Annotated in this window: 1 rRNA gene; it reads right to left on the bottom strand. The window is 54.1% G+C overall.

Annotated elements, in window-relative coordinates:
* Position 1 precedes the first annotated feature (1 nt).
* A 23S ribosomal RNA gene (locus ACSR9A_RS17540) occupies positions 2-1,711 on the bottom strand; the annotation flags it as partial.

Genomic DNA, 1,711 nt, shown 5'->3' with positions numbered 1-1,711 from the left:
TTAGGATAAGCCCTCGACCGATTAGTATTCGTCAGCTGCACGCATTGCTGCGCTTCCACCCCGAACCTATCAACCTCGTCGTCTTCAAGGGGTCTTACTAATTGGGAAATCTCATCTTGAGGGGGGCTTCGCGCTTAGATGCTTTCAGCGCTTATCCCGTCCGTACTTGGCTACCCAGCGGTGCTCCTGGCGGAACAACTGGTACACCAGCGGTACGTCCATCCCGGTCCTCTCGTACTAAGGACAGCTCCTCTCAAATTTCCTGCGCCCGCGACAGATAGGGACCGAACTGTCTCACGACGTTCTGAACCCAGCTCGCGTACCGCTTTAATGGGCGAACAGCCCAACCCTTGGGACCTACTTCAGCCCCAGGATGCGATGAGCCGACATCGAGGTGCCAAACCTCCCCGTCGATGTGGACTCTTGGGGGAGATAAGCCTGTTATCCCCAGGGTAGCTTTTATCCGTTGAGCGATGGCCCTTCCATTCGGTACCACCGGATCACTAAGCCCGACTTTCGTCCCTGCTCGACTTGTAGGTCTCGCAGTCAAGCTCCCTTATGCCTTTGCACTCTCCGAATGATTTCCAACCATTCTGAGGGAACCTTTGGGCGCCTCCGTTACATTTTAGGAGGCGACCGCCCCAGTCAAACTGTCCACCTGACACGGTCCCCGAACCAGTTTCATGGTCCTAGGTTAGAACTCCGATACGATCAGGGTGGTATCCCAACGTCGCCTTCACACAAGCTGGCGCTCATGCTTCAATGGCTCCCACCTATCCTGTACAGATCGTACCAAAGTTCAATATCAAGTTACAGTAAAGCTCCATGGGGTCTTTCCGTCTTGTCGCGGGTAACCTGCATCTTCACAGGTATTAAAATTTCACCGGATCTCTCGTTGAGACAGCGCCCAAGTCGTTACGCCATTCGTGCGGGTCAGAATTTACCTGACAAGGAATTTCGCTACCTTAGGACCGTTATAGTTACGGCCGCCGTTTACTGGGGCTTCGGTTCACAGCTTCGGATTGCTCCTAACCGCTCCCCTTAACCTTCCAGCACCGGGCAGGCGTCAGCCCGTATACTTCGCCTTACGGCTTCGCACAGACCTGTGTTTTTGCTAAACAGTCGCTTGGGCCTTTTCACTGCGACCCCCTCGGGCTATTCACCCTACCGAGGTACCCCTTCTCCCGAAGTTACGGGGTCATTTTGCCGAGTTCCTTAACGAGAGTTCTTCCGCGCGCCTTAGCATGCTCTGCTCGCCTACCTGTGTCGGTTTGCGGTACGGGCACCTTCACCTGGCTAGAGACTTTTCTCGGCAGCCGGAGTGCATGACCTTCGCTACTGTAATTTTCGCTCCCCATCACAGCCCAGCCTTACGATGAGCGGATTTGCCTACTCATCAGCCTCACTGCTTGGACGGACTATTCCATCAGTCCGCGTCACTGCCCTTCTGCGTCATCCCATTGCTCATAACGGTTTACGGTGGTACAGGAATTTGAACCTGTTGTCCTTCCACTACGCCTTTCGGCCTCGCGTTAGGTCCCGACTTACCCTGAGTGGACGAGCCTTCCTCAGGAACCCTTAGGCTTTCGGCGGACAAGATTCTCACTTGTCTTTTCGTTACTCATACCGGCATTCTCACTTGAATACAGTCCAGCACTCCTTACGGTATACCTTCAACCTATATTCAACGCTCCCCTACCCAAGTACCATA

Source organism: Paenibacillus sp. R-74696, assembly GCF_055814915.1.
Note: the sequence above shows the minus strand (reverse complement) of the source record. Positions and strands in the feature narration are given on the sequence as shown.